The 7,951-nt window shown below is 56.5% G+C and carries 7 protein-coding genes; all 7 read right to left on the reverse strand.

All coding sequences use genetic code 11. The features are described 5' to 3' along the window. Positions 1-3 precede the first annotated feature (3 nt). The 7 genes from VIZ63_RS00560 to mobC all read right to left on the reverse strand — a co-directional run bounded on the left by VIZ63_RS00560 (position 4) and on the right by mobC (position 7,665). The gene (locus VIZ63_RS00560; RefSeq protein WP_331607523.1) at positions 4-429 is read right to left on the reverse strand and encodes an EcoRII N-terminal effector-binding domain-containing protein; all 426 of its coding nucleotides are present in this window, start codon (positions 427-429) and stop codon (positions 4-6) included. Next, entirely contained in the window at positions 429-2,318 is a 1,890-nt protein-coding gene (locus VIZ63_RS00565) for a DEAD/DEAH box helicase (RefSeq protein ID WP_331607524.1), read from the reverse strand. Before VIZ63_RS00565 ends, VIZ63_RS00560 begins: the two co-directional genes overlap by 1 nt. Positions 2,319-2,502: 184 nt before the next feature. Then, positions 2,503-3,741 carry a type II restriction endonuclease gene (locus tag VIZ63_RS00570; RefSeq protein WP_331607525.1) on the reverse strand — a complete coding sequence of 413 codons (1,239 nt, stop codon included), beginning with the start codon at positions 3,739-3,741 and terminating at the stop codon, positions 2,503-2,505. Next, complete coding sequence (locus tag VIZ63_RS25300) at positions 3,738-4,193, reverse strand: DNA mismatch endonuclease Vsr (RefSeq protein ID WP_349261089.1); 456 nt, start codon at positions 4,191-4,193, stop codon at positions 3,738-3,740. The genes VIZ63_RS00570 and VIZ63_RS25300 overlap by 4 nt, the downstream gene beginning before the upstream one ends. Before the next feature lie 7 nt (positions 4,194-4,200). After that, positions 4,201-5,463, reverse strand: a complete 1,263-nt coding sequence (gene dcm / locus VIZ63_RS00575) for a DNA (cytosine-5-)-methyltransferase (RefSeq protein WP_331607526.1) — start codon at positions 5,461-5,463, stop codon at positions 4,201-4,203. A gap of 644 nt (positions 5,464-6,107) precedes the next feature. Then, positions 6,108-7,106, reverse strand: coding sequence for a relaxase/mobilization nuclease domain-containing protein (locus tag VIZ63_RS00580; RefSeq protein ID WP_331607527.1), 999 nt, complete (start codon positions 7,104-7,106; stop codon positions 6,108-6,110). After that, the gene (gene mobC / locus VIZ63_RS00585) at positions 7,090-7,665 is read right to left on the reverse strand and encodes a plasmid mobilization relaxosome protein MobC (RefSeq protein WP_331607528.1); all 576 of its coding nucleotides are present in this window, start codon (positions 7,663-7,665) and stop codon (positions 7,090-7,092) included. The genes VIZ63_RS00580 and mobC overlap by 17 nt, the downstream gene beginning before the upstream one ends. Positions 7,666-7,951 lie beyond the last annotated feature (286 nt).

Below are 7,951 nucleotides of genomic sequence, written 5' to 3' on the forward strand. Positions count from 1 at the left end.
ATCCTAGACATCTGCGACTCTCCAGCCAGATCCCAACTTCAATACAAAGCGGCCCTTCTCCGCCTGCCCAGCAACCTTCAACCTGCGCGACTTTATGCGCCACCCGCCGTCAGCAAGTTTTTCCAGCACAATCTCATCGCCTGGCTCTAACTGATTCTGACGGATGAAACGCGTCATTCGCGTAAGCCGGTACTCATTTCTCGTTCCACCGAACAATCGATTGTTGTAGTAGATGAAGGCAAGCTCCCATCGATCACCTGAATCATCCTCGAACACCATATGGCAGCGGGGATTTCGTTCATTGGCGTCAAGCTGAGGAAAGAACGACAAGATGCTGGGCTCTTTCGGCACGAGTATTCCGGCCTGATGGCCGCCCGTATCCCCGGTATCGTTCGCGCTGAGCGTTTTTGTTATCCGGCTGACAATCATCAGGATTGCGAGGCTCGTATGAATGGCGAGCGGGTAATCGCGGCGACTATGTCGCCTGCATCATCAGCCTCTCCGTCGACGCCAACAATCGCGGTAGTTGCAAGCGCGCGCTTCCTTTGAAGCCGTTCCGCGATCGCCTCCTCGACGGTGCCGGCAATCAATAGTTGATGAACTGTCACCGGCCGCTGCTGCCCACGGCGATGTGACCGAGCCGACGCTTGGTCCTCCAGTGCGGGATTCCACTCAGGGTTGTAGTGGATAACATGGTTGGCAGCCGAAATGTTGAGGCCCGAGCCGCCGGCACGAGGATTGAGTACTAGCACTGCACCTCCGCCGATTTCCGAAAACCGATCTAACAACGGCTGTCTTTTATCGATTGGACAGCGCCCGTCCAAGGTCTCCGCAAACACCCGGAATCGCTCTAACAAGATCGATACAATCATGTCGGCCATTTCGGTAAACGAAGTGAAAACTAACAATTTTTCACCGCATGCAAATATCTCATCCGCCAACTCAGCCAGACGGCCTAGCTTCACGAAGTCCGCTGCAGTGGCGGCGCCAAGTGCGAGTCTTGGGTGAGCGCAATACATACGCAGTTTCGTTAGTGCCACAAGCGACGCAGAGCGGCCGTATTCGGCAACAATAGACTGCCGCAGACCCTCATATTGCTCCGCACCAGCCTCATCGAGCTCGAGCACCTGGGGGATGTCGATTCTCTCGGGCAAGTCCTTCGCAACCTCTGACACTCTTCTTCGCAGGATCAGAGGGGAAACAATGGGCTCTAGACCTTCAGCACCATCCGGCGAATCGATGTACCGCTGTTTGAACTGGTCCTCAGATCCGAGGTAACTTGGGCAAACGAAATCGATTATTGACCAGACGTCGATGAGCCGGTTCTCTAACGGCGTACCAGTAACCGCGATGCCAGTCTGGCGGCGAAGGCGCTTTACAGCGCGGGTTCGCGTTGCAGCGGGATTTTTGATGTTTTGAGCCTCATCAAGTATCACCACCGGCCATTCCCGCATTTCCATCAGCGCACCGTCACGGACAACCGTTTCGTATGACGTGACAATAACATCGTAGCCATGTAATCCCGACGGACTGCCGGTCCTATAGATGCCGTGGTGCTTTAAGACGGAAAGGCCCGGAGCGAACTTTTTGAGTTCGCGACACCAGTTCTCTAAAAGGGACCCCGGCGCCACGATCAATGCAGGACTGACGAGGGCGGAACCGGAGTCAGATAGCAGACTAATAACCTGAAGGGTTTTCCCGAGACCCATTTCGTCGGCTAATAACCCTCCGATCCCTTCCGACGTCATAAACCGCAGCCACGCCCATCCGTCCTTTTGGTACGGATATAAGGTTGCTAGTACGCCAGTGGGAACCGCCTCGGGCAGCCGAGCCAATTTCGCCGCTGCCGGCCCGTCCAGTTCAAACCGATCTTCAAGAAGTCCTGAATTGCGCTCCTTCTTTAGATTCAGCAGTGCCCGCAGTGACTGGACGGGGCCACCGTCTGGCACACCGAAACGAGCCGCCAACTCGCGAAGTGCCGCTGAGATTTCGGAATCCAGCGGGAACCACGCTCCATTAGCGATGAAATGACCAGCCCGCAGTCCGCCTGACGTCAGAGGGACCCGGGCTCCGTCAGGTAGTTGCGCTTCGAAGCAGACGTCTCCCCGGCCGGACTCCCCTTCGAGAACCATCACAGGTAGCGCGGGATATCGGCTGAATCTGAGGTCGCTTGCCGCGCCACTCTTGCCTGGCGGCACATCAGGCCAACGCTGTTCGCATTCGATAACAGACCGGAAGATATCGTCTGCCGTTGGCGCATGTCGGCCGAGGCCACCGTCGAGGGTGAGCTGTCCATCCCTGATTACCCAATCACTCATCAATTTCGCTTCAGGTCAGCCCAGAGCCGAACCTGAATCTCCTGCGCGCTCGGCAATCCCCCTCAGCGCATTGATAAGCTGGGTTGCATTTGGCGGAATAGATTCCGCCAGATCTTCCGCATCCCTGACTTGCCCATCATTCATGCCATCTACTTCCCGACTACTGCGTACACGGTTTCGGATTCTAGGGCTGACGGACGCGGACCATCCCTACGAAGTCGCGCACGTTCATTAGCCAGCTCTGTTGTTCAGCCGTAAACGTCGAGTGCAGCGATCGAGGGATTACCAACTGAAGTTTGTGAGCCCGCATTTCGTCAGTCTGAGGTTGACTAATCGCAACTTCCAGCGTCAGCAAATGCTTGTTCTCAATCCGTGCCGCCTCAGACAGCACCTGCCGCCAGCGATCTTTGCAGGTCGTTTTCGCTCCGAGCATCGTAAGGCGATCGACTGCAAAATCGTGCTGCCGATACTCCTTAATTCCGGGAAACAGAAAGTCCGGCTTGGATTTATTTTCCGTTGGTTCGGTGCGCGAGTATTGGATCAGGCAGCTGTCAAAGATGCTGGCGAGATGGCTTTCCAGCGCCGCTCCTACTCGGCTTTTTCTTCGATTCTGTACGGAAAGCGAAAACTGCAAAAATCCGTCTACGTCTCCCGCGAATCCGCGCTCAAGGCGTTCCCGCACAAGTTCACGCTCCAGCGTCCGGAACAGCAGTTCTTCTCGTTCCATCCACGCCATAAGGGCTGCGTCCGGATCGTCCGCAGGCGCAATATCTTTCAGAGTATTACGTGCATACGCGGAAAAAACCCTTGTCTGGGGAAACGCACGCCCGAACTGCGTGAGCATGTCCGTAAGGTAATCCTCGGCCTTCGGCTCTATGACCTCGATGCCGATCTGCTCAAGCACCACACGTTCGGCGAATCCGATGCGATCGCTTTCTTCCTCGAGATCACCGCGGACTGCAAAGCCAGGGAGCGACAGATTCCCTACGCCAAAAAGCCATTTCAGCTGGCTCGCAATGGAGGACTCACGTTCGGCAATCAGTACCAAGACCAATCCAGAACCAAGGCGACCCAAGACGAGCAAGTCACCTTCGGCTGCGCACTGCGAAACGGTTGTGGTGGGGAAGTACAACCTATATTCCGATCTGCCCGTTCTGGCGGAACTCCTCGCTCGCGCGTCGTACCAAGTGAGGAAACAATCTGGTCCCTCATCCGTGACCGGCTCTTCCTCCGAGTCAGTCAGGTACACAAACTTGGCGGGAAACTTCTTCTTTTCTATCCCGTCTACCGAACCAAACAGTTGCTTGAGTCCGATATCCCCGTGGTACTCATGCTGATTGGAATGAACAACGTCAGCCTCAACGGCGCTCAGCTGCTTGACCGCAACACCCTCAAAGTACTGTGACAGGTAGCCTTGCTTCACACGTCTCCCCGTATGGTGCAGACCGCTTCATTCGATCGTATCCAGTCTGCGAGACTGGAACCAACCTTCTCGAGTAAGCCAGGTCCTTTGCCCCGAAGTGCGCATTCCCAAACCGTAGCGTACCGCCATCCAGCTTCGATCAGGGCACTATGCGACCTAACATCTCTAGCCCGGTTTTTACCAATTTTCTCCGTCCAGAACTCCTGGCGTGTGCCCGGCAACCTGAAGAGGCTGCAATTGTGTCCATGCCAGAAACAACCGCTAACAAAAATAGCTGCTCGATACTTCGGCAATACTATGTCTGGAGTACCTGGTAATTTCCTGTCATGCAATCGATAGCGGAAGCCACGCGCGTGGAGCAGGCGCCGCACAACCATCTCCGGTTTCGTGTCCTTCGATCGGATGCCCCGCATCATGCGGGAACGACTTGCGGGATCTACGATATCGACCACGCGTGGATCAGGCGCTAAACAGCAGACCTTGGCTAGTTTGCTGCTCCTTTAGCAGCATGATCTCGGGCTTCATGATCCTCGCCACTTCACGGATCACAGGCATCACAACCGAATTGCCAAACTGCATATAAGCCTGGGTATCCGAGACCGTTTGAGGAATGCGAAAAGTATCGGGGAACCCCATAAGGCGCGCGCACTCGCGCGGAGTTAGTCGACGAGGCCGCTTGCCTTTGCCTCGATGAAGCAGGATCTCGGATCCGTCCTTGTAATAGCGCGCCGACAGTGTCCGCGCGGTGTCATCAGGCGTCACCTTACCGAAGCCAAACCCGTTTCCTTTTTGTCTGTGCTTTTCGGCGTAGTCCTGCAGATATCTCCAGAGATTCGCGGTGAGTGTGTACTTGTGATGGACTTCCCCATCCGGTGTAACGTAACGGTTCGCGTCGTGTGGCAACGACGGCTCCGTTCCATCTTCGCGATGAAGGATCGCGCGCAATTTCGGTCCCTGGTCGGGGATCTTTAGCGCGTCCCATGAGAAACTAGTTTTCTCCCGAAAGCCGACGATTATGATTCGTTCGCGGTGTTGCGGCGTCCATGCCTGCCCATCGATCACTTTGTAATCGACGTGATACTTCAATTCATCTTTCAACACCGACAGAATCGTGCGGAAGGTGTTTCCCTTGTCGTGCGACAGCAAGTTTTTGACATTCTCCAAGAGGAAAGCCGCGGGCTTCTTTGCTGCGATGATTCGGGCAACGTCGTAAAAGAGCGTCCCTTGTGTCAGGCACTCGAAGCCGTGAGGTCGACCCAAAGCATTCTTCTTGCTTACGCCTGCGATCGAAAACGGCTGGCAGGGAAATCCCGCGAGCAATACATCATGGTCAGGGATTTCGTCCGTTGGACTCTTCACCTGCGTGATGTCGCCATTGATCGGATGGTTTTCCCCAAAGTTTGCGACGTATGTGCTGACAGCCCATTTATTCCATTCGCTGGTGAATACGCACTCACCGCCAGCCGACTCGAAACCGGCGCGGATACCGCCAATGCCTGCGAAAAGATCGATGAAGGTGAAATCGGCCGGTGAGGAAACGCCGTTGCCGGTGTCCAGGGCGGCCTTGAGAGCCGGCACGATCAATGATGGCGGCTCAACCTCGCCCTTCTCCCACCGACGCACCGTGCGAGCATCCTTGTCGCAAATTTTTGCGATCTCCGCCTGTGAGAATCGTTTGCGGGCGTGCCTGAGCATTTCAAAGGCGTCGATTGGTGTTGCCATACATCCTCTGGGAATTTCACCGGACATATTAGCCGGTTCCCTGCACAGATCAACCACTTGGAGGAGGCGATAGGCGGGGCTGGATACTGTACAAATTTACAGCTGCCACCGCAAATTGGCATGTTGTTGGCAAGGACATACCCAGAAGGTCATGTGCGAGGGCTAAAGAACCCACAGATCCGCGGCCCGCCTTCCGAGACTTTTGTCGCGCTCGCGGACAGAGATCTCGCCGATATCGGAACACAAATTCACCAACTTGCGGAAATCACGCGTGTGAAGCGCGCCGCGCGCGCAACTGACGAAAGTTTGTACGAACGGCGCTGAGCCCCTAGAGGCGGTCGCCCTGCCCTGCCAGGAAGTACGTGCCCCTGGAGGTGTCAAAAGGAAAAAAAAGATCAGTAGGTCGGTCTAGGGCCTCACGCACGCGCAGGAGCTAACTTCGATGCCGCTCATGCAACGCATGCGCGATGCCGAACTTTGCCGCGATTGCCCGAATCCATAAAGGATTGGTAAGAGCACGCTGATCGCCATCGGCAGGTCCCAAATATCCAGCATCGCCACCAGTACCAACGCACCGAACGTAGCGCAGGCCCCGCGAAGGTATGCGTAAGCGTAGGGAACCATCACAGGTAAATGCCGGGACCTCACCGACTCAAGTTCATCTTCATCGTCGGCTGATGTGAGCGCTGCAATAGCGCAAAGGCAATCTGCTCCTTCTCTGTTCGCGGAAAAGGCATCGCTTCGACGAACTGCCTGACATCGACTGCAAGGTTTCGTTCGCCCCCCTTGTTCAAGAGTTCTGTTAGGGCGTGCCATCCGCGTTCCACGTCCTTTCTTGTTTGCAGCAAGGCCTGTTTGCCTGGCTCTGGCCGCAGATTGCCCTTTGCAAGCTCGGCAGCGACTATCTCCACTCGGTTGCGGACGTGAGTAGACGTCCCACGTTGGTCAGCACGAAAAACTCCGTCCGTCTTGTTGACTCTGCCCTCGCCGCGGACAGCGCGCTCGGTCGCATTCGCGGAGACGCCGAGCAGTCGTAGGTTGCGAGCAAACTCCGAACGCCAGTGCCGCAGCGTCGCCTTCCTGATATTCAGGCGCACGCCCTGCTCGCTTACGGCCTTCAAGACGAGATGGACATGCGGGTGATCTTCATCGGTATGCAGCACGAACGCGTATCGGTGCTGACCCCAGAACTCCTCGCGAGCGAAATTCCGTACCGCCGCGAGCACCTTATCCGGCGGTGTTCCTGGTGGCATCGAGAACATCAGTTTGTGAACCAGCTTTGGCGGCTGTTTGCCTCTGGTCGCAACGAGAGCAGCCTGGCGCCGCGCATCGTCGATGTCGAGGTCCCAGTCATTCAGGAGGGCTATCCCGATTCTTCCTCCCCGCTGCTCTCCATCGTCGGTCTCGAGTCGAAGTTTTCCATTCCGGCTGATGTAGTCGAGATGTTTCCCCGCAGCTCCCAAATCATTGCTGGCACGCGACAGCACTTTGACGACCACTTCCGGCGCACGCTGCACGGTCCGCCGGATGTGCTCGACCTGCGCGGCCGTCAGTCGGCGGCCACTCTCACGAGCGCCGCCCCTCCCGTAGCTCACGATATCGAGCAGCGGCTCCTCGATCGGAAGCTTAAATGTCTTCGGCAAAACCGCTCTCCCAGCTCGTGACGTTCGCCTTCAGCAGCGCCTTCGTGTTGTCCCGCAGCGCTTCGCAGACCTTGAGCATCGCCCTGAACTCCTCGCGCACTGAAACCGGTGCGTTGGCGCCTTCGTTGAGGGCCTTGGCAATCTGGTTGATGTTGCGGCCAATCGAGGCGAGCTCGGCGATGCTGCGCTTGAGAGCCAGCAGCTCGTCTTTGGGGAGCGGTGCGAGGTTGCGCAAATGCGCGCGAATTAGGACGGACGCATAGGTCGCCGGACGCATCATCCGGGCTTCTGCACGGGCGTCCAAAAGCAGCCGATCCTCGTTCCTCAAGCGTACGAACAGAGGCCTGCCACTTCCGCTCCTACTGTTCGGCGCACGAATGACGTCAGCCCGGCAGGGTTCGCGCTCTCTGGGGTCAGCGCCACGAGCAGCGCGAATCTCCCGGACAACGAGCCGCTTCAACCACGCTGCTTCCGACAGGAACTCGCGATCTGCAATCGCCTTCGCCTGGACTTTAATATCCGATGGAACCGTGGTTCTCAAAACGCTTTCACAACGCATGGGACACATTTGGCCCAAAAAGCAAGCAGCAAGCTATCCTGCATACATGGGTTTTTGTGATCGATACAGCCCCTTGACTGATTTTTCAGTCTCTGCATTCACCCTCTTCTCTCCGCTGAATGCCTGACAGAGACACTCGCACGGGCCGCCGAATCGGTTGCAGTCGTACATCCGGCCTCATCGTGGAATCGCACGTGTGCGTTCCGGGCCATCATGAAATCCGCACGCAGTGAGCCAATCGTTACCGAGACTTCCAATATCGTCAGCCGTGCAGGATATCGGCTTG

The organism is Povalibacter sp., from assembly GCF_036520495.1.
Taxonomy (GTDB): domain Bacteria; phylum Pseudomonadota; class Gammaproteobacteria; order Steroidobacterales; family Steroidobacteraceae; genus Steroidobacter.

Excerpts from the sequence above, each read along its gene's own strand:
- dcm (WP_331607526.1), bottom strand. The coding sequence starts at position 5,463 with ATGGCAACACCAATCGACGCCTTTGAAATGCTCAGGCACGCCCGCAAA.
- VIZ63_RS00565 (WP_331607524.1), bottom strand. The coding sequence starts at position 2,318 with ATGAGTGATTGGGTAATCAGGGATGGACAGCTCACCCTCGACGGTGGC.
- VIZ63_RS00560 (WP_331607523.1), bottom strand. The coding sequence starts at position 429 with ATGATTGTCAGCCGGATAACAAAAACGCTCAGCGCGAACGATACCGGG.
- mobC (WP_331607528.1), bottom strand. The coding sequence starts at position 7,665 with ATGCGTTGTGAAAGCGTTTTGAGAACCACGGTTCCATCGGATATTAAA.